This is a genomic window from Pseudomonas sp. G1002 (assembly GCF_013385455.1).
Lineage (GTDB): Bacteria > Pseudomonadota > Gammaproteobacteria > Pseudomonadales > Pseudomonadaceae > Aquipseudomonas.
This window is the reverse complement of record NZ_JACAPY010000037.1, coordinates 1-25,418: the sequence shown is the minus strand read 5'-3', so window position 1 is coordinate 25,418 and position 25,418 is coordinate 1. Positions and strand designations below refer to the sequence as shown.

The following is a 25,418-nucleotide window of genomic DNA, read 5'->3' as shown; positions in this document are numbered from 1 at the left end:
CCGGTTTAGCCGCGCCGGGCCAGGGATGGCCCGTCGCGGCGGCCCGCGGAGTAATGCCGGAGTGAGGGAACGCCGAGCCTAGGCGAGGTGCCGACAGGCGGGGCAGAGCGTTTTGGTTACTTTGCCGCTTTTGCAAAGTGACTCGCTGTAAGAGCGAAACCATAGGTGGCCGTTACCGAAGAAACGGATATGTACCCAATCAATCACCCCACCATCTCCCGAACCCGATACCACAACATCCCCAACGCCAACAGCGGCGAACGCAACACCTTCCCCCCGGGAAACGTCATATGCGGCACCTGGCTGAAAATATCCAACCCTTTACTCTGCCCCGCATGAATTCCTTCCGCCAATAACCGCGCGCACCAATGCGTCACGTTAAGGCCATGCCCCGAATACCCCTGGGCATAGAACACATTCGGGTGCTGCTTCAACCGCCCCACCTGCGGAAACCGGTTAGCCGTAATCCCAATCTTCCCCCCCCACTGAAACTCAATCGCCGTATCCACCAACTGCGGAAAAACCTTGAGCATCTTCGGCCGCATATACCCCGCGATATCCACCGGATCACGCCCCGAATAATGACAAGCCCCCCCAAACAACAACCGCCGATCCGCCGAAAGGCGGTAATAATCCAACCCCACTTTCTGATCACACAACGCCAGGTTCTGCGGAATCAACTGATCAGCCACCCCAACCGACAGCGGCTCGGTCGCAATGATGTAGCTCCCCGCTGGCAACACCTTGCCGCTCAACTTCGGCTCCAATTCCTCCAGATGCGCATTGCACGCCAGCACCAGGCTACCGGCGCGCACTCTGCCAAACTCGCAACGCACCTGCACCGTGTCGCCATGGATCAACTCCAGCACCGGGCTGTCTTCAAAGATCCGCACCCCAAGGGATTCGGCCACACCAGCCTCCCCCAGCACCAGGTTCAACGGGTGCAGATGCCCGGAGCCCATGTCCACCAGGCCACCGGCATACAAGCCTGAGCCAACCACCTGCGCCATATCCTGCGATGCCACCAACCGTGTTTCAGGCGCATACCCCAAGGCAGCCAGGCTCTCCAGCTCCCCCTGAAACGCCGCAAACTGCGCCGGCGTATTCGCCAACTCGCAAAACCCCCAGCGCAAATCACAGTCAATCCCGTGCTCGCGAATCCGCTCCCCCACCAGCGCCACCGAATCGATCCCGGCCTGCTGCAGGTAACGCACGCCCTCCTCCCCCACGTACCTGGCAAAGCCCGATACGTCATGCCCAATCCCGCGAATCAGCTGCCCGCCATTGCGCCCGCTGGCGCCCCAGCCAATCCGCCGGGCCTCCAGCAAAATCACCGATAGCCCACGCTGGGCCAGTTCGATGGCGGTGTTGACCCCGGTGAACCCACCGCCGATCACACACACATCGGCCGTCAGGTCAGCCCCCAGCGCTGGGCGCCGGGACATGGCGTTGGCCGAAGCCAGGTAATAGGAACGAGCGTGGTCGGAGGAGGAACGGTTCATTTGTTGGTCTTCACTTTGCTCCAGGACCGCGTCATCAAGCGCATGACGGCGGGCGTCGGGGTGGTGGAAATGTAGAGTTTGTCGAGCACTTCCTGGGACGGGTAGATCTCGGGGTTGTTCACCAGCTCGGGGGCCATGAAGGCCTTGGCCGCCGGGTTCGGGTTGGCGTAGCCGACGCTGGCGCTGACCTTGGCGATCACTTCAGGGTCCAGCAAGTAGTTGATAAAGGCGTGGGCGGCTTTCGGGTTGGCGGCGTCCGCCGGGATGGCCAGCAGGTCGAACCACAGGTTGCTGCCTTCCTTGGGGATCGAGTAGGCGATGTTCACGCCGTTCTTGGCTTCCTTGGCGCGGTTGGCCGCCTGGAACACGTCGCCGGAATAACCGAAGGCGACGCAGATATCACCGTTGGCCAGGTCCGAGATGTACTTGGAGGAATGGAAATAAGTGATGTACGGCCGCAGGGTCAGCAGCTTGGCCTCGGCCTGTTTGTAGTCTTCGGGATTCTCGCTGCGCGGGTCCTTGCCCATGTAGTTGAGGATCGCCGGGAACAGTTCATCCGCCGAGTCGAGGAACGCTACGCCGCACTCGTGGAGCTTCTTGATGTTCTCCGGTTCAAACAGCACGGCCCACGAATCGATATGGTCGATGCCCAACACCTGCTTGACCTTGTCCACGTTATAGCCGATGCCGTTGGTGCCCCACAGGTACGGCACCGAATGCTCGTTGCCCGGGTCGTTTTTCTCCAGCAGCTTGAGCAGCTTGGGGTCGAGGTTCTTGAAGTTGGGTAGCTGCGAACGGTCCAGCTTGAGGAACGCGCCGGCCTTTACCTGGCGCGCCAGGAAGTGGTTGGACGGCACCACCACATCGTAGCCGGTACGGCCGGCGAGCAGTTTGCCTTCCAGGGTTTCGTTGGAGTCGAACACGTCGTAGATCACCTTGATCCCGGTCTTGGCCTGGAAGTCGGCCAAGGTGGTCTCACCGATGTAGTCGGTCCAGTTGTACACACTGACCGTCTGCGCGGCGTGGCCCGCGCTGCTGAACAACGCCGCCAAGGCCAGCGGGAGAAGCTTTTTCACCAGACGCATATCGACACCCCTTTGCTTGATTGATTTTTATGTATTCATCCAGCCATTCTGCCCGTAGCAGCTGTCGAGCCTTGGCGAGGCTGCGTAGCGATGTATCGGACACAATTGCGGTGGGCCCGACGCAGCCTCGCTAAGCTACGGACGAGTCGTCAGACGCTCAGCAGCAGGAACTCACGTTCCCAGGAGCTGATCACCCGCTTGAAATTCTCGTGTTCGGCACGCTTGACCGCGACGTAGCCGCGCACAAACTTGTCCCCCAGGTACTGCTTGACGGTGTCGCACTCTTCCATGCGCGCCAGGGCGTCTTCGATGGTGATCGGCAGCCTCAGGTTGCGGCGTTCGTAGGCACGGCCTTCCACCGGGGCGCTGGGCTCGACCTTTTCGATCATGCCGAGGTAGCCGCACAGCAGGCTGGCGGCGATGGCCAGGTACGGGTTGGCGTCGGCACCCGGCAGGCGGTTTTCCACGCGCATGGCGTCGGGGCTGGAACTCGGTACACGCAGGCCGACGGTGCGGTTTTCTTCGCCCCACTCGACGTTGACCGGTGCCGAGGTGTCCGGCAGGAAGCGGCGGAACGAGTTGACGTTAGGCGCAAACATCGGCAGCAGCTTGGGGATGTACTTCTGCAGGCCGCCGATGTGGTTGAGGAACAGTTGGCTCTTGTTGCCGTGCTCATCGACAAACACCTGCTTGCCGGTGGCGATCTCCACCACGCTCTGGTGCAGGTGCATGGCGCTGCCGGGCTCGTCGGCCACCGGTTTGGCCATGAAGGTGGCCGCCACGTTGTGCTTGAGTGCAGCCTCGCGCAGGGTGCGTTTGAACACGGTGATCTGGTCGGCCAGGTCCAGGGCATCGCCGTGGCGGAAGTTGATTTCCATCTGCGCCGGGCCGTCTTCATGGATCAGCGTGTCGAGGTCCAGGCCCTGGGCTTCGCACCAGTCGTAGACGTCTTCGAACAGCGGGTCGAACTCGTTGGCAGCGTCGATGGAGAACGACTGACGGCCACTTTCGGCGCGACCGGAACGGCCCAGCGGGGTCTTCAGCGGCAGGTCCGGGTCTTCGCAGCGCTGGGTCAGGTAGAACTCCATCTCCGGCGCGACAATCGGCTGCCAGCCCTGGTCGGTATAGAGTTGCAGGACCTTTTTCAGCACGTTGCGCGGCGACAGTTCGATGGGGTTGCCCTGCTTGTCGAAGGTGTCGTGGATCACGATGGCGGTGGGCTCGATGGCCCATGGCACCACGTAGGTGGCGTTGGACACCGGGCGGCAGATCATGTCGATGTCGGCCGGGTCCAGCAGGTCGTAGTAGATATCGTCGTCGACAAAGTCCCCGGTTACCGTTTGCAGCAACACACTTTCCGGCAGGCGCATGCCTCGCTCATGCAGGAACTTGTTGGTGGGCGAAATCTTGCCGCGTGCGATGCCAGTCAAATCACTGATCACGCATTCGACTTCGGTAATCTTGTGTTCTTTCAGCCAGGCGGACAGCTGATCGAAGGGGGCGTTCATAAGGACCTCGTCATGGGTTGGATGCTGCGCCGCGGGCTTCCCTCGCGGCGCATTGAGGTCTATCTTGGGCCAGCCGTCCAACGGCATCTATCCACTTTGCGCCAACCACAACGCACCAATAGAGTGCGCCCAGGTTACCCATGACACAGGCAACAGCTTTGCGCGTACAGGCCTTCACCACCGGTGATGTGGCCGCTCAATGCAGTGCGACACCCGGTTGGGTGCAGCAGTACCAGCAGATGTCCCCGGGGCATTTTGCCGGGCAGATCCGCTATCTCGACCTGCAAGGTGTCGAGGTGTACGAAGAGCGGATGAACACCCGGGTGGAGCAGAACTTCAACGCGCCGCCGGGTTCCCTGGCGTTCTGTTTCGATGGCAGCGACAACGCGCTGTACGTGCTCAATGGCGAAAGCCGCAACACCTGGATCACCCCGGAAAACTACCGCGAAGTGGCAGTGGTGTTCGGGCCGCAGTTTGTCCAGCGCCATGGTCTGGATGTGGCGAAGCTGGAGGGGTTGTTCATGGCCCCGCTCAACTCCCTGCAAAACCCGTTGTTCAGCCGCTGGCTCAGCGGCACGCTGACACGGCTGTCGGCGACGCTGGACCTGCCGAGTCGTGATGCCCTCACGCAACAGTTGCTCGACGATTGCCTGTTCATCCTCGACAACGCCTGCGTGTGCCTCGACAAGGGCTCATTGCAGCGACGCACCGAGGAGCGAATCATCATGGCGCGCATTGGCGAATGGGCGGCGGATGTGCCGGATGAAACCGTCAACCTGCTGCAGCTGGCGCGCATTGCCGGGGTGCCGTTGCGCCAGTTGCAGCACGGGTTCAAGACGTATACAGGGATGAGCCCGGCGCAGTGGTTGCGGTTGCGCCGGTTGAACAGTGCACGGCGGGAGTTGTTGAGCCCGCCGTCAGTGGACACCACCGTGGCGGAGGTGGCGATGAATTGGTCGTTCTGGCATTTGGGGCGTTTTTCCAACAGTTATCGGGCGTTGTTTCAGGAGTTGCCCAGCGAGACCCTGAAGCGCCACCAAAAACACCGCTGGTCTTGAAGATCGTTCCCACGCTCCGCGTGGGAATGCATCCTGTGACGCTCCGCGTCACCCTCGGGACGCGGAGCGTCCAGGGCGGCATTCCCACGCGGAGCGTGGGAACGATCAGCTCCGAAGAAACGCCAGCATCAACTGATTCACTCGCTCCGCCGCCTCCAACTGCACCATATGCCCCTGCCCCGGCAGTATCTCCACCTGAGCCTCCAACCCCTGGGCATGGCTCGCCGGAATGATTGCGTCCTCACTGCCCCAGATCACCAGGCTCGGCTGCTGCCCGACAACGTTGCGTAGATCCACCAACTGCCGACCACCGCTGAACAACGCCCCGGTGATCTGCCGCAACGCCTGCTCCACACCCTCCAGGCGCTTGAACTTGAGCATGTCTTCCAGCATCTGCCGAGTCACCAGCGCCGGGTCGCTGAACAGTTGCACCAGTTGCGGCTTGAGTGCATTGCGATTGCTCGCGTCGATAAAACCTTGCAGGTAATCACTGTTGATCTGCGTACCCAATCCAGCGCTGGCGATCAGGGTCAACGACGCCACACGCTGCGGTGCCACCCGCGCGAGGTTCAGGGAAACCAGCCCGCCCATGGAATGCCCGGCGAGGTGTACCCGGTCAACCTTCAGATAATCCAGCAGTGCCAATACCGCCTGGCTCAGCTCCTCAAGCTCGCCCGTTTGCAGGTACTTGCCCGACTCGCCATGCCCCGGCAAATCCAGGGCGATCACCCGCCGCTCAGCCGCGAGCACCGGGTGATTGAACAGCCAGTTATTCAGGTCGCCACCAAAGCCGTGCACCAGCACCAGCGGTGTGCCGCCCTGCCCGAGGTCCAGATAGCGCAGCAGGCGCCCGCCCACCTCGACCTTCTGTGCCGATGGCCCGCTGTCTTCAGCCTCGGCGGCACTGGAAACGAACCCCGCCAGGAACGCCTCGATCACCCCATCAATCTCGGCCTCGCTGGCCTCGCCTTCCACCACGATTGCCAGCAATGCCCCCACGGGCAAGGTCTCATCGCTCTGGGCCAACACCCGCCGCAGCACCCCGCTGAAGGGTGCCTCGACACTGCTGGAAATCTTGTCGGTCTCGACATCCAGCACCTCTTCACCCTTCTCCACCCGGTCGCCCGGCTGCTTGAGCCAGACATCAACCCGGCCCTCGGTCATCGACAGCCCCCACTTGGGCATGGTCAGTGTATGGATCATGCGGCATTCCTCTTGTCGGCAATCTTCAGCACCGCAGCTTCGATCTTCGCCGCGTTGGGGATGTACAGGTCCTCCAGGGCATCGGAGAACGGCACCGGCGTGTGAGGCGCGGTGACCATTTCGATCGGCGCGCGCAGGAAGCCGAACGCCCGTTGCGCCACCAATGCACTGATGTCCGTGGCAATCGAGCAGCGTGGGTTGGACTCGTCGATCACCACCAGGCGCCCGGTTTTCTCCACGCTTTCAAGGATGCTGTCTTCGTCCAGCGGGCTGGTGGTGCGCAGGTCCAACACTTCGCAGTCGATACCCTGGCGCGCCAGATTGGCGGCGGTTTCCAGGGCGATGTGCACCATGCGCCCGTAGGTCACCAGGGTTACATCGTTGCCTTCACGCACGTAGTTGGCTTCGCCGAACGGCACGGTGTACAGCTCTTCCGGCACTTCGCCCTGGAGGCTGTAGAGCATTTTGTGTTCGAGGAAAATCACCGGGTCGTTGTCGCGGATCGCCTGGATCAGCATGCCCTTGGCGTCATAGGGCGTGGCCGGGCACACCACCTTGAGCCCGGGAATATGCGTCCACATCGAGGTGAGCATCTGCGAATGCTGGGCCGCCGCACGCAGGCCGGCGCCGTACATGGCGCGCACCACCAGCGGCGTGGTGGTCTTGCCACCGAACATATAGCGAAACTTCGCCGCCTGGTTGAGCAACTGGTCGAGGCAGCAGCCGATAAAGTCGACGAACATCAACTCGCACACCGGGCGCATGCCACGGGTGGCTGCACCGACGGCCATGCCCACATAACCGACCTCGGAAAGTGGCGCGTCGAGCACGCGGTCGGGGAACTCCGGATACAGCCCCTTGGTGACGCCGAGCACGCCACCCCAGGCGTCCTGTTCACCGGGCGAACCGGTGCCGCCGGACACGTCCTGGCCGATGATGAACACGCTCTGGTCGCGGCGCATCTCTTGGGCCAGGGCTTCGTTGATTGCCTGCTGATAGCTGATTTTTCTAGCCATGATGACTTCTCCACGGATTGTTTTTGTAGTGGGTGGCGGTTAGCGGTAGGCGACGTAGACATCGCTGAGCAGGTCGGCGGCCTGGGGTTTGGGATCGGACTTGGCCAGGCGCACGGCGTCTTCGATCAGCTGCGCGACTTCGGTGTCGATGCGTTCGAACTGAGCCGCGTCGAGCCAGCCTTCGGCGGTGCAGCGCTGGCGAAACAGGCTCAGGCAGTCGCCGGTTTCCCGCAGGTTCTTCACTTCGTCCGGGCCGCGATAGGTTTGCGCATCGCCTTCGAAGTGGCCGTAGAAACGGCTCAGTTTGACCTCCACCAGCGTCGGCCCTTTACCGCTGCGGGCACGCTCTACCGCAACGCTGAGGGCGGCGTGCACGGCAAAAAAGTCGTTGCCGTCGACAATCACCCCCGGCATGCCAAAACCCACGGCGCGCTCGGCAATGTCCTTGCAGGCCACCGACCAGCCGGACCCGGTGGCTTCGGCATAACCGTTGTTCTCGGCCACGAACAGGCACGGCAGGTTCATGATCGAGGCCAGGTTCATCGCTTCGAACACCGCGCCCTCGTTGGAGCCGCCGTCGCCGAAAAACGCGACCGCCACACCCGCGCTGCCCTTGAGCTTGGCCGCCAGCGCCGCACCGGCTGCCAGCGGCGCCCCGGCACCCACAATGCCGTTGGCGCCGAGCATGCCCTTCTCCTGGTCGGCGATGTGCATGGAGCCGCCCTTGCCGCCGCACACCCCGGTCTTCTTGCCGTAGATCTCGGCCATCATGCCGAACACATCCACGCCCTTGGCGATGCAATGGCCGTGGCCACGGTGGTTGGAGGCGATACAATCTTCATCGTTGAGGTGGGCCATGACCCCGGCGGCGCTGGCCTCCTGGCCGGCATACAAATGCACGAAACCGGGAATCTCGCCGGTGGCGAATTCCACGTGCAGGCGTTCTTCGAAATCACGGATGGTGCGCATCACGGTGTAGGCATGGAGCAATTGATCGGTGGACAGGTGAGTGGACATCTTGTTGTTCTCCAGGTTGTCTCGACACACAAAAGGCTGGATCAGGCCAGCTGCAAGGCACTCAGCACGGCCTGTGCCAACCCGTTGGAAAACCCGGGAAAGCCTTGACCCAGAGCAGTTGCCTGGAAGCGTGGACGTGCCACTGTGGGCCGTTCAATGAGACGCGCCGTTGCAACCTGCCCGCAGCGTCTGCGGCGCAATGAGACGCTGCGTCTCACCTCGGGCAGTTGGTCAGGCCGGCCTTGTTCCTCCCGGCCCATGGGCGCTTAATGGCGGGCATAACAACAAGGATCGAGAACCGGAGGCTTCCATGCTCGCCGTGAACTCCAAGGACCATGTCGACTGTGTCAGCCGCGTGGTACGCAACGCCGACCGCCTGCCCCAGGCGCCGGTGCCGTCGCTGATTTTTGATTCCTGGCGCCGCTCCATGGAGCAGCACCACCTCGACCCCGGTTCCCTGCAAGGGCCGCGCATCCTCACCAGCACCCTGCTCAAGGAATGCCGCGAACGCGCCGAGCTGTTCATGCGCATCGCCAGTGAGGAAGTCGGGCAGATTCACAACCGGGTGCGCCACGCCGATTACTGCGTGATGCTCACCGACGCCCAGGGCCAGACCATCGACCACCGCGTGGACGCCGGCATTCGCAACGACTGCCGCAAGGCCGGCCTGTACCTGGGCACCTGCTGGTCGGAAGCCGAGGAAGGCACCTGCGGCGTGGCCACGGTGCTGACCAGCAAGGCCGCGGTCACCGTGCACAAGCGCGACCACTTTCGTGCGGCGTTTATCGGCCTGACCTGCTCTGCCGCCCCCATCTTTGATCCCCAGGGCAACCTGCTGGGCGTGATGGATGCCTCTGCCCTCAAATCGCCGGATGACCGGCGCAGCCAGCACCTGGTTCGGCAGATGGTGGCGCAAAGCGCGCGGGCCATCGAGAACGCGTTTTTCATGCACAGCGCCCGGCAACATTGGGTGTTGCAGGCCCACAGCACGCCCGGTTACGTCGACAGCCAGCCGGACATGCTGCTGGCGTGGGATCAGGATGGGCGGCTGCAAGCCTTGAACAGCAAGGCGCGGCAGGCCCTGAGATTGCGCTTCGGGCAGTTGCCGGAGCATATCGGCGAAGTGTTTGACCTGGACGCGTTGCGCGCCGTGACCGATCAATCGACGCAGCAGTTGCATTGGCTCGGCGAGCCGGGGGCGTTGCAGGTACGGGTCAGCGCGCCGCGGCGTAAGGCTGCACGTGCGACGGTGTCTTCGAGTCATCAGGTAGACCCGCGAGTAGAAGAACATCTGCGCCTGGCCGTGCGGGTCAAGGACCGCAACCTGCCGGTGCTGGTCCAGGGCGAAACCGGCGCCGGCAAGGAAGTGTTTGCCCGCCAGTTGCATGAACGCAGTGCCCGTCGCGACGGCCCCTTTGTGGCGGTGAACTGCGCGGCGATCCCGGAAAACCTGATCGAGAGCGAACTGTTCGGCTACGTGGCCGGAGCATTTACCGGTGCCTCCAGCAAGGGCATGACCGGGCTGCTGTTGCAGGCCGATGGCGGCACGTTGTTTCTCGACGAGATCGGCGACATGCCGCTGGCGTTGCAGACGCGACTGCTGCGAGTAATGGCCGAAGGTGAAGTGGCGCCGCTGGGCGGGGCAAAAACCCGGGCGGTGGATATCCAGGTGATCTGCGCCAGCCATCGGGACTTGGCGGCGCTGGTGAGTGCTGGAAGCTTTCGCGAGGATTTGTATTTCCGGTTGGGCTGTGCGCGGTTCTGTGTGCCGCCATTGCGCGAGCGCATGGACAAACTGGCATTGATCAATCGGCTTCTGGAGCAGGAGGCGCGGCACAGCGGTGTTGCGGTCGGGATCGCGGCAGCGGCGCTGGAGTCGCTGCTGGGTTATGCCTGGCCGGGGAATGTGCGGCAACTGCGGCATGTATTGGCATACGCCTGTGCGGTGTGCGACGGCGGGACAATTCAACTGGCGGATTTGCCGGTGGAAGTTCGTGGTGACGCGGTTGCGGTGGAAACATCGGAAAGCGTGAGTCCTGAGCGGCAGTTGGTGCTGGACGCACTGATTCGGCATCGATGGAAGCCGCTGGCGGCGGCGCAGGCGTTGGGGATTTCCAGGGCGACCTTGTATCGGCGGGTTAACCAGCTGGGTATCGACATGCCCGGCAAGCACTGACCCAACACGGTCAAAAATGTGGGAGCGGGCTTGCTCGCGAAGGCGGTGTACCAGTCAACATTTCCGGTGACTGACACTCCGCCTTCGCGAGCAAGCCCGCTCCCACATTTTTTGACCGAGTGATTCCGCCGGCTCAGCGGTACAGAATCCCGCCATCAATCAACGGCGATTGCCCGGTCATGTAATCCGAATCCGGCCCCGCCAGGTACGACACCAGCCCCGCCACATCCTCCGGTGTTTCCGCCCGGCCCAACGCAATCCCGTCCACATACTTCTTGTACGTCGCCCCCACCTCGGCGCCGGTAATCTCGGCCATGCGCTTGTCGATCTCGACCCACATGTCGGTGCCCACCACACCCGGGCAGTAGGCGTTGACGGTAATCCCGTCAATGGCCAGTTCCCTCGCCGCGGCCTGGGTCAGCGCACGCACGGCAAACTTGGTGGCCGAGTACACCCCCAGCAACGCAAAGCCTTCATGGCCGGCAATCGAGCAGGCATTGATGATCTTGCCCTTCTGCTTCAGCGCCTTGAATTTCTTGCCTGCGGCCTGGATGCCCCAAAGCGTGCCCTGCACGTTGATACGCAGCGTGCGGTCGACCTGTTCCGGGGTTACGTCCAGCAGTGCGTCAATCTGTGCGATGCCGGCGTTGTTGACGATGATGTCGAAGCCGCCCAGGGTCTGGTGGGCATGGTCCACCGCCGCGACCACTTGCTCCAGCTTCGAGACATCGGCGACATACACCGAGGCCTTGCGCCCCAGTGCAACGACTTCGGCCGCCACCGCTTCAATCTTCGCGCTGTTGATGTCCACCAACGCAATGTCGGCGCCGTCCCGCGCCAGGCGCAGGGCGATGGCCCGGCCGATGCCTTGCCCGGCGCCGGTCACCAGTGCAACTTTTCCAGCGATACTCATGACGATCTCCTTCAACGGTGAGAGAAGCCTTGTCTATCGCAGTTGCCAGGGGCCGCTGTCGAGCAGCAGCAGGATTGATCTGCGGGCTGAGACGGGACGTCTCAAAGCGAACCATTCTCGAAAACTTGTAAAACGCCGCCGTTATGCCTAGCTTATGCGCCCTCCGCTCTACGCTCTCAGGCCTTCCCCCATGGTTTTGCGTCTTCGCCCCGCTGCCCCTTCACGTTTTGCCCTCGGCCTGTTGCTCAGCGCAGGTATTGGAAGCAGCCAGGCGGCTGATATCGAGCTGCCGGAGGTGAAGGTCCAGGGCCAGGATGAATCCGGCTATAACACCGACACCGCGTCGGTGGGCGCTTTCAATGAGGCGCCGTTGCTCGACACGCCGGCCTCGATCGCGGTGTTCAACGAGTCGTTGATCAAGGACCAGCAGGCGCGCTTGCTCAGCGAAGTGCTGCGCAATGACGCCTCGGTGGGCGACAGCTATGCGCCCATCGGCTACTACGAAAACTTCGTGGTGCGCGGTTTCTCGCTGAATGCCGCCAGCAGTTACAAGATCAATGGCCGCACCATCACCGGCGAGCAGAACGTTGCCCTGGAGAACAAGCAGCGCGTGGAGCTGCTCAAGGGATTGTCAGGTATGCAAAGCGGGATTTCCGAGCCCAGCGGCGTGATCAATTACGTGACCAAGCGCCCGGAGGATGTGCGCTCGGTGACGGTGTCCACCGATGATCGCGGCAGTGGTTACCTGGCCACCGACGTGGGCGGCTGGTTTGGCAGCGAGCAGCAGTTCGGCCTGCGCGCCAACGTGGCCCATGAAGACCTGCATTCCTATGTCGAACATGCCAATGGCCACCGGGATTTCCTGTCCCTGGCGTTCGACTGGAACATCAGCCCCGACGCGGTATTGCAGCTGGATGCCGAGTATCAGAACAAGCAACAGCGCTCGGTGCCGGGTTATCAGTTGCTGGGCGGGACCGAGGTGCCGCACCACGCGTCGCCGAAAAAACTGCTGGGGCATCAGAGCGGTGCGAATCAGGTAGGGATTGATTCGCTGAACCTCAACGGCAAGTTTGAATATCGCTTCAGTGACCAGTGGAAAGGCAGCGTCAGCGCGGCGCGCAGCAAGGTGGTGATTGATGATTACAGTTCGTTTGCGTGGGGCTGCTACGGGTCCGCGAGCTGTGCCGGGGCCAAGGTACCGAACTACTTCAGCCCGGAAGGCAACTACGATATCTATGACTTCCGCAGCCCTGATGACACCCGGCGCGATGATGAAATCCAGGCCGCGATGACCGGGTTGTTCAATACCGGTGGCCTGGGGCATGAGTTGACGTTTGGCAGCAGTGCGTTTCGGCGAGTGGTGGACAAGCGCGAATCGGTCAACGAGATGATTGGCTCCGGCAATATCAATCAGGACCCGGAAAACTTCGCGCCCACCGATAAGCCCCTGAACGATAGTCATCGCAACCTCGACAGCCGCCAATACGGCCTGTTCGTCACCGACCGCATCAGCTTCAACGAGCAATGGCAGACCATCGTGGGCGGCCGCGAAGTGCGCCTGGACGAAAAGGCTTTCGATGATCAGGGCAACGAGTCGCGCCACACCCGGCAGTATGTGTTCCTGCCCCAGGCGGCGCTGATCTACAAACCGATTGAAAACCTGTCGCTCTACACCAGCTACAGCAAAGGCCTGTCCCTGGGCGGTACCGCGCCGTGGTTTGCCCTGAATAAAGATGAAACCCTCGCCCCGACAGTTTCCCGCCAGATCGAAGCCGGGGTGAAATACGACTGGCGCCGCATCAGCTTTGCCGCCGCGATCTTCCAGACTCGCCAGGCCTATCAATATGCCAGGCCGGATGACGCCGGCGACTACACCTACGTGCAACAGGGCGAGCAGAAAAACACCGGCCTGGAATTGTCCGCCAACGGCTGGGCCACCCAGCGCTTGCAGATCGCCGCCAGCGTCGCGGCCATCCGTGCACGGGTGACGGGCAGCGGCACGCCGGAATACGAAGGCCATCAGGCGATCAACGTGCCGAAACTGCGGGCCAGTCTGTACGCCGACTACGCCCTGCCCTGGGTCGACGGCCTGGCGCTGCTCGGCGGCGTGCAATACAGCGCCAACAAGTACGCCAATCGCACCGGTGATGTGGAAGTGGGCGACTACGCCATCGTCAACGTCGGCAGCCGCTACACCACCAAACTCGATGGCTATGAAACGGTGTTTCGCCTGAGCGTCGACAACCTGTTCGACAAGCGTTACTGGCGCGATGCCGGCGAATACATGGGCGATGACTACCTGTTCCAGGGTGCGCCGTTGACGGCGCGCTTGAGTGCCACGGTCAATTTCTGACGGTACGCGGGATCGCCAGGCATAGCGCCGCCAAGGCGCACACCAACAGGGTCCAGCCCAACTGCTGGACCCAGGCTGCCAGGGTCAACCCCACCCCGATCACCAGGTAATACAGCAAACCGAACAAGGCACCGGCGGTGCCAAGGCGGTCGCGATAAGCCGTGAGTGCCGCCCCCAGGACATTGGGAATCGCCATGCCGAAGGCCATGACCACCAACAGCATCGGCAACACGAACAGCCAACGGTCCTGTAACAGCACCACCAGCACGCTGCCCACTAACATCACGCCACCGGCTGCCAGCACCAGCTGTTCGCTGCCGGCCCCGCGCTTGAGCAACCCCTTGTTGAGCCAGGCCCCAAGCCCCGAGCCCAACGCCAGCAGGACGCCGCTGTAGCCGAACTGCTCGGCAGACAACCCCAGGCGCTGGAACACAAACGGCCCCAGGCTGTAATAGCTGAACAGCGCGATATTGAAGACCGCGACCAGCCCCACCGAACGCCACAGCGCCGCATCCTTGAGCATCAGGCCCAGGGTGCCGCGCAACGACGCTGTGGGCAGCGAGGCCGGGCGGGTTTCCGGCAAGGCCCACAGGCACCAGGCCAATAACGTCAGCGCCAGCAGCAACAAGCCTGTGAGCACCCCGCGATAGCCAAAGTGCTGCACCAGGCCCGCGCCAGTGAACAGGCCAATGGCGGGGCTGGCCGCCAGGGCAATGCCCACGACTGAAAACACCTGCGCCAGCTCGGCACCGCTGAAGCGGTCGCGCAGCACGGTTTGCGTCACCACCGACCCCACCGCCGCACCAAACGCCGCCACCGCCTGGGCCAGCAACAGGCCGTTGAACGAACGCACGCCCAAGGCCAGCGCTGTGGCCGCGCCATAAAGGGCCAACCCGGCCAGCATCACCGGGCGCCGGCCGAAGCGGTCACACAAGCGTCCCCACACCACTACCCCGAACGCGAAGGCCAGAAAGTACACCGACAAGGTCTGCCCCGCTGCCTCGGGCCCTACCGCAAACGCCTGGCCGATATCCGCCAGCGCAGGGCTATACAGGGTTTGTGCGATCTGCGGGAACATCAGCAGCGCCACCGCCAGCACCAGCAAGTTTTTCAACATCATCCAGACGCTCTTCACGAGTAAACAGGCCAGGGAGTCTAAACACGGGCAGCTGGCGTATTATCCAGACTTCGACACCTTATCAATGAAATCGGACATCCCATGGCATGGCTGGCGGCGCAGACACCTTTCGATCCCGACCGCTTCGACGCGCCCGTGGTGGGCATCGCCGCCCTGCTGGGTGATCACGACTCCGGTGTACATCAGCATCAGCGCGGGCAATTGCTGTTCACCCAACAGGGCTGCACGCGCATTACCCTGGCCAACCAGCTGTGCCTGTTGCCGCCCACTCGGGCAGCGTGGATTCCCGGCGGTGTGCCGCACCGGGCAGTGATGCAACAGACCGTGGATTACCGTTCGGTGTATGTCAGCCCGGCATTGGCCGGGCAGTTGCCGGCACAAGTGCGGGTGATTGAGGTGAGTGCGCTGCTGCGGGCGGTGCTGGAGCCGATGGCAATGGCGGCGTTCGACACCGATTGGCAACAGGGCAAATACGCGCATTTGCTGGCGCTGTGCCTGAGTGAAATCCGCGAGGCAGTCGAGCAACCGCTGCTGCTGCCCCTGCCCACGGACAAACGCCTGGCTCCGTTATTGCAGAACCTCGACGCGCTGCCACCGGAGCTGCAAGCCTTGCAACGCCAGGTGGCCGCCAGCGGCAAAACCATCGGCCGGATCTTCCAGCGGGAAACCGGCATGGGCTATCAGCAATGGCGCCAGCAGTGGCGCCTGATGCGCGCCATCGAGTTGCTCGCCACCGGGCGCAGTCTCGGGTACTGCGCCTTTGAGTTGGGCTTTGCCAGTGACAGTGCGCTGATCGCCTTCTTCAAGGCCATGACCGGCGCCACGCCACGGGGTTACTTCAAATGAATGCCGACTGGCTGTAACCCGGTGGTAGATCGGCTTCATTGATCGTTCCCGCGCTCTGCGTGGGAATGCATCCCGTGACGCTCCGCGTCACCCGTACGCAAGACTTGAGCCTTGCATCGCCCGCTGGACGCAGAGCGTCCGGGGCGGCATTCCCACGCAGAGCGAGGGAACGATCAGTCATCCCGGCGTCTTGTCGGGTTATTTAGGCATCTTGCGAAAACCCACCGCCAGACGGTTCCAGCTGTTGATGGTGGCGATCGCCACGCTCAGGTCGACTTGCTCTTGCGGGCTGAAGTGGGCGGCCAGTTCGGTGAAGTCTGCATCCGGTGCGTGGGTCTGGCTCAGCAGCGTCAGGCTTTCGGCCCAGGCCAGCGCGGCGCGTTCACGGGGGGTGAAGAACGGCGTTTCACGCCAGGCCGACACGGTGTACAGGCGGCGCTCGGTCTCGCCCCCCTTGCGGGCGTCGGCGGTGTGCATGTCGAGGCAGAAGGCGCAGCCGTTGATCTGCGACACACGCAGGCGCACCAGTTCCAGCAGCGGCAGTTCGATGGACAGTTTGCCGACGGCAGCCTCCAGGGCCAGCATGGCTTTCATGGCGTCCGGGGAAGCGGTGTAGAAGTCGGTACGAGCTTGCATGGTGATACTCCAGAACAGTGGGGATTGGTGTCTAGAGTAGTGACGAGGGGGCATTGGACAAATAGCCAATCCGGGGAAAGATCAGGTAGCCAATGGGGCCAATCCTAACGATCACCCCGGCCCTGCGCCTTCACCGCGAAACGCACTGGGGCTCAGCCCGGTCCAGCGCTTGAACGCCCGCCGAAAACTGCGCACATCGCTGTAGCCAACTTCCTCGGTGATCCGTTCGATGGACAACCCCGGGTTGCTCAACAACCCCATGGTCCTTGCCCTGCGCACCTGTTCCAGCAAGCCCTCGAACGTCAGCCCATGCTCGGTCAGGCGCCGGCGCAAGGTACGCCCGCTCATGTTCAAGTCACTGGCGACCTTTTCCAGCTGGCTGCCCTGCAAATCCCGGGAAATCGCGCGCTCCACCGCCTGGATCAAATCCATTTTCTGATGCAGTTGCGCGCTTTCCAGTTCCAGCAGTTCCAGGGCCTGGCGCAAGGCCAGGGCATGGTGATTGGGCAGCCGCACATCCAGCCAGTGGCTGGCCAGGACCATGCGGTTATGCAGGCAGCCAAAACGCACATCCGCACCCAACAGCTGGTGATAGTCAGCGACATAGCTGGGCGCGGCGTGGATAAATTCGACCCGCAGCGGCATGAAGCCCTCGCCCACCAGGGCGCGGCCATACACCATCAGGCTGGCGAAGAACTCCTCGGCGACAAACACCTGCACCTCGGCGTAGGGCAGCAGGCATTCGATATCGACGAAAACTTCCTGGGGACCTTCATGGGTGCGCGAGGTGGCGATACCACCGGAGGTGTGCTGATGACGTTCCCCGATGGCAAACGCATCGCGCAACGTCTTGCACAGTGAAATCACATGGCCGAGCAGGCCCAGGGTGCCGAGTACGTTCTGATGGCCTACCCACAGGCCCAGCCCCTGGTCGGGCAACACCTTGAGTGCACGCTGGATCATCGCTACCGCCTGGCGATAGGAAATGCGCTGGGCCGGGTCGTCCAGGTCGGCCAGGGTGAATCCCAGGCCACGGCACAGGTGCTCGGCGCTCGCGCCTTTTTGCGCGACCACTTGGCCGAGGGTTTGCAACAGAAATGGCGAGACCAGGGCCAGATCATAGTGCGGATCAACGGCTTTCCTTTGCATGGATCTTCGATTCCCGACTGAGTGCTTCAGTTCTTGTTTTGGAAACATCCTGACAATCATAGGCTCTTGCAAGAACTGCTGCACTCTGGATGAAAGCTGTCCGCCAAAGTCCCCCTATGTGGCCGCCAATACCCTGCCCCGCCGGGCGCCGAGGGCTTATTTCTATAGGCAGCGTCGTCCTGATAATAATAATGAGCCCAGACATGAACACGACCCGTGCGTTTTACCCCGTGCAACTCGCCCTGTTGACCCTCATCAGCCTGCCGGCCCTGGCCACCGAAGGCGGCGTCGACAACATCGGCCCCGGCACCGATGGCTTCTACATCCTGCCGCTGGACGTCAACAACCTGCCCGACCACATGTTCGCCTTCAACATCTATTACAACCATTACGAAGCCAGGAAGCTCGATATCAGCTCGTTGGGTGGCAAGGTGCCGGACGTGAAGATCAAGTCCGACGCGATCATCCCGCGCCTGGATTACCTCAGCCCGTTGCGGGTATTCGGCGGGCGCCTGGGCGGCTACATCGCCCAGCCGTACCTGAAGCAACAGGTGTCGCTGTTCGGCATGTCCGACACCCGGGAAAGCATGGGCGACACCACCGTGGCGCCGATCATCCTCTGGGACCTGGGCAAGAACCTGACAGTGGGCACCGCCCTGGAAATCACCCTGCCCACCGGCGAATACGACGCCACGCGCCTGGCCAATACCAGCAACAATTTCTACACCTACAAACCGTTGGTGTCGGCGACCTGGATGCCCAACGAGCGCACTGAGCTGTCGATCAAGACCACCTACAGCTTCAACAAGGAAAACCCCGACACCCATTACCGGTCGGGGCAGATTTTTCACTTCGACTACTCGGCCAGCTACAAGGTGACGGATAACCTCAGCCTTGGGCTCAACGGCTACTACCTCAAGCAGACCACCGACGATAAGCAATACGGGCATACCGTGGTGAACATCTATGGCGAAGATGTGGATGACGGGGTCAAGGGCCAGGTGTTTGCGATCGGTCCGGCGGTGTATTTCACCTTCCTCAAGTATGCGAGTGCCGAGGTGCGCTGGGCCAAGGAGTTTGATGTGCAGAACCGCCCGGAAGGCGACATGTTGTGGGCGAAGCTGACGATTCCGTTTGCCCTGTAAACCCGGCAAAAACTGTAGGAGCGAGCTTGCTCGCGAAAAACGTCAACGATAACGCGGGCCGTCTGGATGAACGCGTCGTCCTTGGGTTTTTCGCGAGCAAGCTCGCTCCTACAGTGGGACGGCGTTGTCAGGTGTAGACCGGCCAGGTATCGACGATTTTCCCGCCCCGCACTGCCAGCAAATCCCCGAACTGCAACAGCACGAACTCACTCTGGGTCGGACGCAGGAACACCTGGTCTTCCACGTTCAGCCCCACCTTGGGCGAACCATTGACCATCTCCTGATTGGAGCTGCGCCCATACAGGTCATTGCTCTGCAACCCCCTGGGCGATTCAAACTCCGCCATCCAGTTGCCCCCATAAATAAAGAACGTGGCGCGCTGATTCGCATCCCACCACGAGAACAACCGCGACTTGCCGTCCAGCGCCGGAATGTCCACCGGCCCGGTGCTTTTCAACACGGGCGTGGCGATATAGGCCGCCGGCACATGCTCGCTCAGCGACGGCAAGTCATAGTGCGTCGGCTTGAGCAACGCCGTGCCCACCGATACCTCGCTGCTGAGCTTCTCCTGCTCGTGAATGCGATAGCTCGGACTGCCTGCCGTATTCAACGTCAGCCCGTCGCGCCACAGCGGCGCAAAGTGCTGGCGGGTGTAATCCACATAGCCGTTGTAGCGCTGCATGACTTTGTCGAACAGGTCCTGGGGCGAGCCGAGAATCCCCGGCACGCCCATGCCCACGAACGGGTCGTAGCCCATGAACCCACTGAATTCCAGCTGCTGCGGATGAGCGCTGATCAGCGTGAGCATTTGCCCCAGTACCGCGTTGTCGCTGATGCCGCCGCGATGCAGGCCCACATCCAGCTCGATATTGACCCGTAGTTTCGTGCCCAATCCCTGGGCCAGCGCCAGGTATTGTTGCAGGCGCTCGGGCGTGTCCAGCAGCCATTGCAGCTGCCGGGACGGGTCGAACGGGCCCTTGTGGGTTTGGTAAAACAGCTCGGCGGAACGCACCGGCAACGGCTTGCCCAGCAGGATGTCCGCATCGGGAAAGACCTGGGCGTCGTGATTCAGAAATGGCTGATGAAACGACATCAGGCGCTGGGTGCCGGCTCGCTTGGCGATGTACGCCAGCAGCCCCGGCGACGGCAGGGATTTCTCCACCAGCCGCAGGTGTTTGCCGCCGCGCTGCACCGACTGCATCACCACGTCGATGTTGTGGTCCAGGCGATCGAGGTCGATCAGCATCACCGGGCGCATCGGCCCATGGGCCTTGAGTTCCTGGTTGAGGCTGCGGAAATACTCGGTGTAAGGGCTGCCCCGGTCGCCCGGCCTCAGCAAGATGGCACCACCCACCAGCAACACGCCGGTGCCGAGCATGAAATGTCTGCGGTTCATCAGACCACTCCCAGAATAGACGACAGGTGCGCATTGAGGAATTTACCGCTGGGGTCCAGCTCGCGGCGCACTCGGGTAAATTCCTCCCAGCGCGGATACAGCGGCTGCAAAGTGCGCGCATTGAGGGTGTGCAACTTGCCCCAGTGCGGGCGACCGGCGTATTTCCAGAAGATCGGTTCTACGGCGGCGAAGAAGTTGTGGTGGTCCATGGTGTAGTGCTGGTGCACGGAAATCGAACAGCTGTCGCGGCCCTCGAACATGCTCAGCGGAATGTCATCGGCCTTGACGTAGCGGTACTCGATGGGAAACCAGGTGCGCAGGTCCTTGTCGTTGATCAGCTTGAGGATTTCCCGCAGGCACGCCGGTCCGTGCTCGGCGGGCACCGAATATTCCATCTCGTTGAAACGCACGTTGCGCACGTTGGCGTACACCTGGAACGACTCGGCCACGCGGTCATCGAAGCTGGCAAAAAAGCGCAGGCTGTTGAGCAAGGTACGCCGGGCCTCGGGGAAATCGCTGCCGTATTTGTCGAGTTTCTCGATGATCGACACAAACTCGTTGCCGCCCGCCTCCGCCGGGTCGATGGGCGGGGTTTCGGGGTCGGTGGTTTCGTTCAGGGCGATGGACAGGGCGTAGTCGGAATGGGTCACCACGAGCATTTCCCAGTGCTGGTTTTCCCGGGTGTTCTTTGCCACGTCCTCCAGCAGTTCTTCAGTCTTGGCGATCCACTGGCGCTCCCGCAGGCGGTACGGTGCGCGGTTTTGCAGGCGGACCTGGGTGGCCACGCCGAGGGCGCCGAGGGACACCCGGGCGGCACTGAACACCTCGGGGTGGCGCTTGGCGTCGCACTCCAGCACCTCACCCTGGGCGGTCACCAGTTGCAGCCCGGTGACGCAACCGGAATATGAGGTGAAGCCCACACCGGTGCCGTGAGTGGAAGTGGAGATCGCCCCGGCCAGGGTCTGGTAGTCGATATCCGCCATGTTCGGCAGCGCCTGCCCGACGTCTTTCAAGGCCTGGCCCATGCGCGACATCGGCGTACCGGCGGCGAAGGTGGCCTGCACGGTTTGCGGGTCGTGATCCAGCAGGCCATTGAAGTAACTCAGGGACAGCAGCGTGCCGTCGGTGGGCACCAGGGCACTGAACGAATGGCCCGAGCCCACCGGCCGCACCTTGCCCGGTGCCTGGCCGATGACCTGCACCAGTTCATCAAGGTTCTTCGGCGCCAGCCGCGCCAGGGGCAGACAGGTTTGCGCCCCCGACCAATTGCGCCAGGGAATCAGCCGCGGTGCCCGGGCCAGCTGGGCCAGTACCGGGTTACTGGTCAATGCCATGAACGCGCCGGCTACCGCGCCGCGCTGCAATAATTCTCGCCGTGAAAGCCCCATCGCCTACCCCGTTATTCTTATTGGATGTGTTGACCCGACATAAAGCTGATCAGCCCCAGGAATTGCGCTTCGGAGCACCGCACGCACAGGCCCATCGGGGGCATGCCGTTGTAGCCATTGATGGTGTGGTCCAGCAGGGTGTCCGGGCCCTGGGCGATGCGCGGGCTCCAGGCCGGGCCGTCACCGGTCAGCGGCGCACCGGAGGCCGGGTTGGCGTGGCACAGCTTGCAACTGGTGTCGTAGACCTGGGCCAGGGCTGCGTCGCTCGGCATGGCATTGGCCGCCGTGGCACGTTCGGGGGGATGTTTCGGTTTGTCGCCACAGGCTGTCAGCAGGCAGGTCACCGCCAGCAGCAGACTGATGCGACGGGGGTTGATTGCCCGCATAGCCACCTTCTCTCTTATTGTGTGAAAGCGTGATCCACACTAAGGCAGCCAGGGCGCGGCGTTGAGGGTATTGGGGGACAGAAAGGGGGGCTTGGGCGGACAGGCTTCAGCGGCTGATCGTTCCCACGCTCTGCGTGGGAACGCCGCCTTGGACGCTCTGCGTCCGCGTTGTGACGCAGAGCGTCACGGGATGCATTCCCACGCAGAGCGTGGGAACAATCAGTCAGGCAGATTTAGAAGGCTATACCGACCTTGAACCCATACTCGTCACGCTTGAGCTTGGTGTTGTCGGCCACGTACGAATCGTCATCGAGCTTGTACTCGGTGCGGGTGTAGTACAGGCCCGCCATCACTGGCAGATCGCCTTTCTGGTTCATCAGCAGGCTGACTTCGGCGTACGGGTTGGTGCGGTCCTTGAGGTCCACGGTGTCGCTGCCGATGCCGTCGACCTTGAGCTTGGCGCGGCCGTCGATGGTATGGCGGGCGCCCAGTTCAACACGCATGGTCATGTCGTCGAACTGGTGGTTGTAGCCCAGGGCCGCCTTGGCGAACGGCGATTTGTTGGTGAGTTTCATGTCGTAGTCGCCCGAGTCCGGCTCGTAGCGGGTCCAGCTGTAGCCGCCACCCACCAGCACGTCGACGAAGTTGCGCGCATCCAGCGCGGCACGCCAGCCGAGGTCGAGGTCGGCCTGGCCTTCCTTGAGTTTGTTGTCGCTCTTCTCGCCGTACTTGGCTTCGATACCGGCCTGGTAGATAAAGCCGGATTCAGCCGTCAGCTTGTTGCCGAAGTTATAGAACAGGCCGGCTTCAGGCATGTGGTCCTTGTCGCTTTGGCTACCGCCTTCGAGTTTGAAGTCGTTGTAGCTGCCGAGGATCCCGAAGGTGGAAATCGGGTCGGTCGGCGCTGCTGCGAACACCACACCAGGTGCCGCGATCAAGGCCAGGACCGAGGAATTCTTGAGGATCTTTCCGAATAGTTTGGACATCGTTTTACGTCTCCATTGCAGGTGGCAAATTATTCAGGAAACGCTTCGAACCCTCGTTTTGGCGAAAGGTTCGAATTAATTTGCACCTTTTTCGAGGTAAAACGGTTCAGCGAAGGCTCTATATCAAGCGTCTTGGACGTGAGCCAGCAAACGACCGAGAATTGACCGCAACTGCGGATGCGCCGGCAGGCGAATGCCAAAGCTGGCCTGCAACAGGTTCAGCAACTCTTCGACGTCCTCGATTGCACGCTTTTCGCTGGCCCGGTCCAGGTAGTGAATCGCGTACTGCCCGTTGTTCAACGTGTGGCGAAATCCCGGGCCAATCAGTGCGACTTTCAGCTGGCCGAGGAACGGCGAATCCGGGTGGGTGGAGACGTACCAGTTACCGATCTCGTAGTCGAAGTGTGACTGCACCTGCAGGTCGAACACATATAAGCCGCGCCACTCACCGGCGACCTGCGCCCACAAGGTGTAGCTGCCCTCGTCCAGGCTCAGGCGATAGGGTTCATGGGCGGTGGCCTGGGTGGCATCGGTGTCCAGTTGCAACGGACTGGTGGGCACCATGCCACCAAAGCCGACATCACTGATGTAACGCACGCCGTCCAGGGTCACCAGGCTCAGCCGATGGGTGCGCGCCGTCAGTGCATCGGGTGGCCCCCCCATCACCACACGGCCGGTAATGCCCCGCGCCTCGAAGCCCAACTCCTGCAACAAGGCCAGGAACAGCTGGTTCAGCTCGTAGCAATAACCACCACGGCCGTCGAACAGGACTTTTTGTTCGACGCTCGGCAAATCGATCGGCACCGGTGCGTGCAGCAGGGTCGACAGGCTTTCAAACGCGAAGGTGCTGACATGGCGCAACTGCAGATCCTGCAGGGTTTGCAGGGTGGGCGGAGGCGGCGTGTCGTAGCCCAGACGTTGCAGGTAGAGGCGGCTGTGGGTCAGCTCTGGCATGACGCAATCCTGGAGTCGGTGGCGAAAGCACCACTAATACCCTGACGGCGGTTATTTGCCAATTGTGGGTTGAATCAAATGCAAGCCCTCAGATGCACAAACTTTCTGAACCTTTCTGAACTGATTTATATCCATTCACTACAAGACAGGGAGGCATCATGAGTACCGCAATGATCTACACCATCCACTACTTGCTACACGGCGAACCAAAAACCTTTGTGGTGCGTGCCGAGGTCATGAACAACGCCGAAGCGTGGCATTGGGCGGCCGTTGACGCCGACATTGCCCACGTGGGGCGGATAGGCCGGCCGGGCCACGAGCGGGTGAAAAAGACCACTCGTCCCTGGGCGGAGAAGTTCGGCATCACCGAGGTGACATGGACAGCCCCGAAACGGCTTGGTTGAGGAATAAAAAGCCCCGCACGACGGCGGGGCTTGTTTCACTTTTTCAGATCACCGAGGGGATCATAGGCCGGCTTCTTGCCGGTTTTTTCTGGCTTGTCCAACGGGGCAATGGCGGGACCTACCGGGTCGACCTGTGGGTCTGCGACGTCCGGGGAATCGGGGTCGAAACCCAATTCGTCCTTGCCGCTGGAATGCTCGGATGAATGCGGGCCGCTTGTACGATTAGTCATAACTACCTCCTTGGCGCGCCGGGTCTACAGCGGGCGGGCCTTGTCGTGCAGGTTTTCCAGGTCTTCCTCGACCTGCTCTTCTTCGTCTTGCCGTTCGGCCGGGTCGTTGGGGCGCAGGGCGTCGTTGTCACGTTCCTCTTCGCCGGGGGTGCGGTCGGGGTTGGGTGTGCCGGGCGGCTGTTGCTGGTACCGGGTCATGGTTCACCTCACTTGGGGGTCGGTTGCCTACAGGGGTTAGAGAAATTGCGCTGATCCATCGTTCAACCTGATTACCGTCACTCCGACGGGTGAAGCATGAGAAGATGCTGGCCGGCGTTATAACCCTACTTGTGCCATGGAGACTGACCCTGGATGTTTGAGCTCAAACCGTGCGACCCGATTGTTTTTCGCCAGCAGACGCGACGCAGTACGTTGATAGTCGCGGGGTTGTTTGTGGTGTTGGCGATGGTGCTTTCCAGCCTGGCGGTGATGCTGTTTGGTGAGCCTGGGGGGGATAATTTTCGCTTTAATGTGGGCGGGGTGTTTGCTGGGGTGTTGATTACCGTAGGGCTGGTGCGGGGGCCGTTCTGGAACCAGGCCTGGTTCGCGCCGGCGGTGTATGGGTGGCAGCTCAAGCGCAGCCTGATGAGTGTGACTAATGTGATGCACAAGGTGACTGACGGGGTGAAGGCGAATGATCCGGTGGCGATCAAGTTGCTGCGGTTTTATCACCTTGGGTTGATGCAGATGCACGAACTGGACGCCAATTCGAGTTCTCAGGCGCAGTTGGTGCGCGAGGTTGATGAGCACCTGGAGAGGATGCGGGGGTTGGGGATTGAGCCTGACCAGACGCGGCTGGATCCGGATTGGGTTGAGGCTGTGAAGGCTCGCTGATTGGGGGGCATATCCGTTATTTGGGTGATGGCTGATATGGGTTCCGCTCTTACAGC

24 protein-coding genes are annotated in these 25,418 nt (G+C 62.0%); 7 read left to right on the top strand and 17 right to left on the bottom strand.

All coding sequences use genetic code 11. From position 1 onward, the window contains the following. Positions 1 to 203: 203 nt before the first annotated feature. From HX801_RS24880 to HX801_RS24870, 3 genes are all read right to left on the bottom strand, one after another. Positions 204 to 1,502 carry an FAD-binding oxidoreductase gene (locus HX801_RS24880; RefSeq protein WP_177022922.1) on the bottom strand — a complete coding sequence of 433 codons (1,299 nt, stop codon included), beginning with the start codon at positions 1,500 to 1,502 and terminating at the stop codon, positions 204 to 206. Further along, a complete protein-coding gene (locus tag HX801_RS24875; RefSeq protein WP_003219153.1) occupies positions 1,499 to 2,587 on the bottom strand; it encodes a polyamine ABC transporter substrate-binding protein in 1,089 nt (362 codons plus the stop codon). Before HX801_RS24875 ends, HX801_RS24880 begins: the two co-directional genes overlap by 4 nt. 149 nt (positions 2,588 to 2,736) lie before the next feature. Beyond that, positions 2,737 to 4,095, bottom strand: coding sequence for a glutamine synthetase family protein (locus HX801_RS24870; RefSeq protein WP_003219154.1), 1,359 nt, complete (start codon positions 4,093 to 4,095; stop codon positions 2,737 to 2,739). A gap of 140 nt (positions 4,096 to 4,235) precedes the next feature. On the opposite strand from HX801_RS24870, the gene HX801_RS24865 reads away from it, so the two are divergent. Beyond that, positions 4,236 to 5,153, top strand: a complete 918-nt coding sequence (locus tag HX801_RS24865) for a helix-turn-helix domain-containing protein (RefSeq protein WP_177009867.1) — start codon at positions 4,236 to 4,238, stop codon at positions 5,151 to 5,153. Between the two features lie 105 nt (positions 5,154 to 5,258). Here HX801_RS24865 and HX801_RS24860 read toward each other — a convergent pair whose 3' ends face one another. From HX801_RS24860 to HX801_RS24850, 3 genes are read right to left on the bottom strand one after another with little or no spacing between them, the layout of a single operon-like run. After that, positions 5,259 to 6,356, bottom strand: a complete 1,098-nt coding sequence (locus HX801_RS24860; RefSeq protein ID WP_177022921.1) for an acetoin dehydrogenase dihydrolipoyllysine-residue acetyltransferase subunit — start codon at positions 6,354 to 6,356, stop codon at positions 5,259 to 5,261. Beyond that, the gene (locus HX801_RS24855) at positions 6,353 to 7,372 is read right to left on the bottom strand and encodes an alpha-ketoacid dehydrogenase subunit beta (RefSeq protein ID WP_177022920.1); all 1,020 of its coding nucleotides are present in this window, start codon (positions 7,370 to 7,372) and stop codon (positions 6,353 to 6,355) included. Before HX801_RS24855 ends, HX801_RS24860 begins: the two co-directional genes overlap by 4 nt. 39 nt (positions 7,373 to 7,411) lie before the next feature. Next, the gene (locus HX801_RS24850) at positions 7,412 to 8,389 is read right to left on the bottom strand and encodes a thiamine pyrophosphate-dependent dehydrogenase E1 component subunit alpha (RefSeq protein WP_177022919.1); all 978 of its coding nucleotides are present in this window, start codon (positions 8,387 to 8,389) and stop codon (positions 7,412 to 7,414) included. Between the two features lie 310 nt (positions 8,390 to 8,699). On the opposite strand from HX801_RS24850, the gene HX801_RS24845 reads away from it, so the two are divergent. Next, on the top strand, positions 8,700 to 10,565 hold the full coding sequence (locus HX801_RS24845; RefSeq protein ID WP_003219161.1) for a sigma-54-dependent Fis family transcriptional regulator: 1,866 nt from the start codon (positions 8,700 to 8,702) through the stop codon (positions 10,563 to 10,565). Positions 10,566 to 10,698: 133 nt separating this feature from the next. On the opposite strand, the gene HX801_RS24840 is transcribed toward HX801_RS24845, so the two are convergent. Beyond that, entirely contained in the window at positions 10,699 to 11,478 is a 780-nt protein-coding gene (locus HX801_RS24840; protein WP_177022918.1) for an acetoin reductase, read from the bottom strand. A gap of 190 nt (positions 11,479 to 11,668) precedes the next feature. On the opposite strand from HX801_RS24840, the gene HX801_RS24835 reads away from it, so the two are divergent. Next, on the top strand, positions 11,669 to 13,831 hold the full coding sequence (locus HX801_RS24835; protein ID WP_008430735.1) for a TonB-dependent siderophore receptor: 2,163 nt from the start codon (positions 11,669 to 11,671) through the stop codon (positions 13,829 to 13,831). On the opposite strand, the gene HX801_RS24830 is transcribed toward HX801_RS24835, so the two are convergent. Further along, on the bottom strand, positions 13,821 to 14,951 hold the full coding sequence (locus HX801_RS24830; protein ID WP_177022917.1) for an MFS transporter: 1,131 nt from the start codon (positions 14,949 to 14,951) through the stop codon (positions 13,821 to 13,823). The two genes, HX801_RS24835 and HX801_RS24830, sit on opposite strands and share 11 nt — an antisense overlap. A gap of 99 nt (positions 14,952 to 15,050) precedes the next feature. Between HX801_RS24830 and HX801_RS24825 the strand changes: the two genes are divergently transcribed. Further along, entirely contained in the window at positions 15,051 to 15,815 is a 765-nt protein-coding gene (locus HX801_RS24825; protein ID WP_177009872.1) for a helix-turn-helix transcriptional regulator, read from the top strand. A gap of 198 nt (positions 15,816 to 16,013) precedes the next feature. Here HX801_RS24825 and HX801_RS24820 read toward each other — a convergent pair whose 3' ends face one another. Both HX801_RS24820 and HX801_RS24815 read right to left on the bottom strand, forming a co-directional pair. After that, on the bottom strand, positions 16,014 to 16,451 hold the full coding sequence (locus HX801_RS24820) for a carboxymuconolactone decarboxylase family protein (RefSeq protein ID WP_003219182.1): 438 nt from the start codon (positions 16,449 to 16,451) through the stop codon (positions 16,014 to 16,016). A 111-nt stretch (positions 16,452 to 16,562) separates the two neighbouring features. Next, positions 16,563 to 17,600, bottom strand: coding sequence for an AraC family transcriptional regulator (locus tag HX801_RS24815; protein ID WP_177022916.1), 1,038 nt, complete (start codon positions 17,598 to 17,600; stop codon positions 16,563 to 16,565). Between the two features lie 203 nt (positions 17,601 to 17,803). On the opposite strand from HX801_RS24815, the gene HX801_RS24810 reads away from it, so the two are divergent. Then, complete coding sequence (locus tag HX801_RS24810) at positions 17,804 to 18,745, top strand: transporter (protein ID WP_003219185.1); 942 nt, start codon at positions 17,804 to 17,806, stop codon at positions 18,743 to 18,745. Between the two features lie 127 nt (positions 18,746 to 18,872). Here the strand turns inward: HX801_RS24810 and HX801_RS24805 are convergent, their stop codons facing one another. From HX801_RS24805 to HX801_RS24785, 5 genes are all read right to left on the bottom strand, one after another. Further along, positions 18,873 to 20,081, bottom strand: coding sequence for a DSD1 family PLP-dependent enzyme (locus HX801_RS24805; protein ID WP_177022924.1), 1,209 nt, complete (start codon positions 20,079 to 20,081; stop codon positions 18,873 to 18,875). Positions 20,082 to 20,140: 59 nt separating this feature from the next. After that, positions 20,141 to 21,469 carry a D-arabinono-1,4-lactone oxidase gene (locus HX801_RS24800; protein ID WP_177022923.1) on the bottom strand — a complete coding sequence of 443 codons (1,329 nt, stop codon included), beginning with the start codon at positions 21,467 to 21,469 and terminating at the stop codon, positions 20,141 to 20,143. 77 nt (positions 21,470 to 21,546) lie between these two features. Continuing rightward, the gene (locus tag HX801_RS24795; RefSeq protein ID WP_177022915.1) at positions 21,547 to 21,915 is read right to left on the bottom strand and encodes a cytochrome c5 family protein; all 369 of its coding nucleotides are present in this window, start codon (positions 21,913 to 21,915) and stop codon (positions 21,547 to 21,549) included. Between the two features lie 233 nt (positions 21,916 to 22,148). Next, positions 22,149 to 22,901, bottom strand: coding sequence for an outer membrane beta-barrel protein (locus HX801_RS24790; RefSeq protein ID WP_003210885.1), 753 nt, complete (start codon positions 22,899 to 22,901; stop codon positions 22,149 to 22,151). A gap of 123 nt (positions 22,902 to 23,024) precedes the next feature. Beyond that, positions 23,025 to 23,855, bottom strand: coding sequence for an arylamine N-acetyltransferase (locus HX801_RS24785; protein WP_177022914.1), 831 nt, complete (start codon positions 23,853 to 23,855; stop codon positions 23,025 to 23,027). Between the two features lie 158 nt (positions 23,856 to 24,013). On the opposite strand from HX801_RS24785, the gene HX801_RS24780 reads away from it, so the two are divergent. Next, the gene (locus HX801_RS24780) at positions 24,014 to 24,259 is read left to right on the top strand and encodes a DUF6555 family protein (protein WP_023658994.1); all 246 of its coding nucleotides are present in this window, start codon (positions 24,014 to 24,016) and stop codon (positions 24,257 to 24,259) included. A 35-nt stretch (positions 24,260 to 24,294) separates the two neighbouring features. Here HX801_RS24780 and HX801_RS24775 read toward each other — a convergent pair whose 3' ends face one another. Together HX801_RS24775 and HX801_RS24770 are read right to left on the bottom strand one after the other, a co-directional pair. After that, complete coding sequence (locus HX801_RS24775; protein WP_003210890.1) at positions 24,295 to 24,489, bottom strand: DUF6021 family protein; 195 nt, start codon at positions 24,487 to 24,489, stop codon at positions 24,295 to 24,297. Between the two features lie 24 nt (positions 24,490 to 24,513). Further along, the gene (locus HX801_RS24770; RefSeq protein ID WP_003210891.1) at positions 24,514 to 24,687 is read right to left on the bottom strand and encodes a hypothetical protein; all 174 of its coding nucleotides are present in this window, start codon (positions 24,685 to 24,687) and stop codon (positions 24,514 to 24,516) included. 153 nt (positions 24,688 to 24,840) lie between these two features. Here HX801_RS24770 and HX801_RS24765 point away from each other — a divergent pair, with 153 nt between their 5' ends. Next, complete coding sequence (locus HX801_RS24765; RefSeq protein ID WP_003210892.1) at positions 24,841 to 25,362, top strand: DUF3087 family protein; 522 nt, start codon at positions 24,841 to 24,843, stop codon at positions 25,360 to 25,362. Positions 25,363 to 25,418: the final 56 nt, after the last annotated feature.

What these genes read in the sequence shown, in the direction of transcription:
- HX801_RS24765 (WP_003210892.1), top strand. Translation starts at nt 24,841, where the DNA reads ATGTTTGAGCTCAAACCGTGCGACCCGATTGTTTTTCGCCAGCAGACG.
- HX801_RS24770 (WP_003210891.1), bottom strand. Translation starts at nt 24,687, where the DNA reads ATGACCCGGTACCAGCAACAGCCGCCCGGCACACCCAACCCCGACCGC.
- HX801_RS24865 (WP_177009867.1), top strand. Translation starts at nt 4,236, where the DNA reads ATGACACAGGCAACAGCTTTGCGCGTACAGGCCTTCACCACCGGTGAT.
- HX801_RS24780 (WP_023658994.1), top strand. Translation starts at nt 24,014, where the DNA reads ATGAGTACCGCAATGATCTACACCATCCACTACTTGCTACACGGCGAA.
- HX801_RS24880 (WP_177022922.1), bottom strand. Translation starts at nt 1,502, where the DNA reads ATGAACCGTTCCTCCTCCGACCACGCTCGTTCCTATTACCTGGCTTCG.
- HX801_RS24825 (WP_177009872.1), top strand. Translation starts at nt 15,051, where the DNA reads ATGGCATGGCTGGCGGCGCAGACACCTTTCGATCCCGACCGCTTCGAC.
- HX801_RS24815 (WP_177022916.1), bottom strand. Translation starts at nt 17,600, where the DNA reads ATGCAAAGGAAAGCCGTTGATCCGCACTATGATCTGGCCCTGGTCTCG.
- HX801_RS24860 (WP_177022921.1), bottom strand. Translation starts at nt 6,356, where the DNA reads ATGATCCATACACTGACCATGCCCAAGTGGGGGCTGTCGATGACCGAG.
- HX801_RS24790 (WP_003210885.1), bottom strand. Translation starts at nt 22,901, where the DNA reads ATGTCCAAACTATTCGGAAAGATCCTCAAGAATTCCTCGGTCCTGGCC.
- HX801_RS24840 (WP_177022918.1), bottom strand. Translation starts at nt 11,478, where the DNA reads ATGAGTATCGCTGGAAAAGTTGCACTGGTGACCGGCGCCGGGCAAGGC.
- HX801_RS24850 (WP_177022919.1), bottom strand. Translation starts at nt 8,389, where the DNA reads ATGTCCACTCACCTGTCCACCGATCAATTGCTCCATGCCTACACCGTG.
- HX801_RS24870 (WP_003219154.1), bottom strand. Translation starts at nt 4,095, where the DNA reads ATGAACGCCCCCTTCGATCAGCTGTCCGCCTGGCTGAAAGAACACAAG.
- HX801_RS24830 (WP_177022917.1), bottom strand. Translation starts at nt 14,951, where the DNA reads ATGATGTTGAAAAACTTGCTGGTGCTGGCGGTGGCGCTGCTGATGTTC.
- HX801_RS24835 (WP_008430735.1), top strand. Translation starts at nt 11,669, where the DNA reads ATGGTTTTGCGTCTTCGCCCCGCTGCCCCTTCACGTTTTGCCCTCGGC.
- HX801_RS24775 (WP_003210890.1), bottom strand. Translation starts at nt 24,489, where the DNA reads ATGACTAATCGTACAAGCGGCCCGCATTCATCCGAGCATTCCAGCGGC.
- HX801_RS24795 (WP_177022915.1), bottom strand. Translation starts at nt 21,915, where the DNA reads ATGCGGGCAATCAACCCCCGTCGCATCAGTCTGCTGCTGGCGGTGACC.
- HX801_RS24875 (WP_003219153.1), bottom strand. Translation starts at nt 2,587, where the DNA reads ATGCGTCTGGTGAAAAAGCTTCTCCCGCTGGCCTTGGCGGCGTTGTTC.
- HX801_RS24845 (WP_003219161.1), top strand. Translation starts at nt 8,700, where the DNA reads ATGCTCGCCGTGAACTCCAAGGACCATGTCGACTGTGTCAGCCGCGTG.
- HX801_RS24820 (WP_003219182.1), bottom strand. Translation starts at nt 16,451, where the DNA reads ATGCAAGCTCGTACCGACTTCTACACCGCTTCCCCGGACGCCATGAAA.
- HX801_RS24810 (WP_003219185.1), top strand. Translation starts at nt 17,804, where the DNA reads ATGAACACGACCCGTGCGTTTTACCCCGTGCAACTCGCCCTGTTGACC.
- HX801_RS24785 (WP_177022914.1), bottom strand. Translation starts at nt 23,855, where the DNA reads ATGCCAGAGCTGACCCACAGCCGCCTCTACCTGCAACGTCTGGGCTAC.
- HX801_RS24855 (WP_177022920.1), bottom strand. Translation starts at nt 7,372, where the DNA reads ATGGCTAGAAAAATCAGCTATCAGCAGGCAATCAACGAAGCCCTGGCC.